Source organism: Halomonas sp. SIMBA_159 (assembly GCF_046536035.1).
Lineage (GTDB): Bacteria > Pseudomonadota > Gammaproteobacteria > Pseudomonadales > Halomonadaceae > Vreelandella > Vreelandella venusta_A.
Genome location: NZ_JAWJBT010000843.1, coordinates 1 through 262, shown reverse-complemented (window position 1 = coordinate 262; position 262 = coordinate 1). Strand labels below are relative to the sequence as shown.

General features: G+C 55.3%; 1 pseudogene. It reads left to right on the top strand.

Annotated elements, in window-relative coordinates:
- Positions 1-39: 39 nt before the first annotated feature.
- Positions 40-262 (top strand): annotated as a pseudogene (locus R0J87_RS21605) (flagellar motor switch protein FliG); the annotation flags it as partial.

Below are 262 nucleotides of genomic sequence, written 5' to 3'. Positions count from 1 at the left end.
AGCATCATTCTCAATGAGCACCCGCAGATACAGACTATCGTGTTGTCGTATCTGGATCCTGAGCAATCGGCAGAGATTTTATCCCAGTTCCCTGAGCGCGTGCGCCTGGATCTGATGATGCGAATTGCGAACCTGGAAGAAGTTCAGCCTGCCGCCCTGCATGAGCTGAACGACATCATGGAGAAGCAGTTTGCAGGCCAGGCCGGTGCCCAGGCCGCGAAAATTGGCGGCATGAAGGCGGCGGCCGATATCATGAACTACC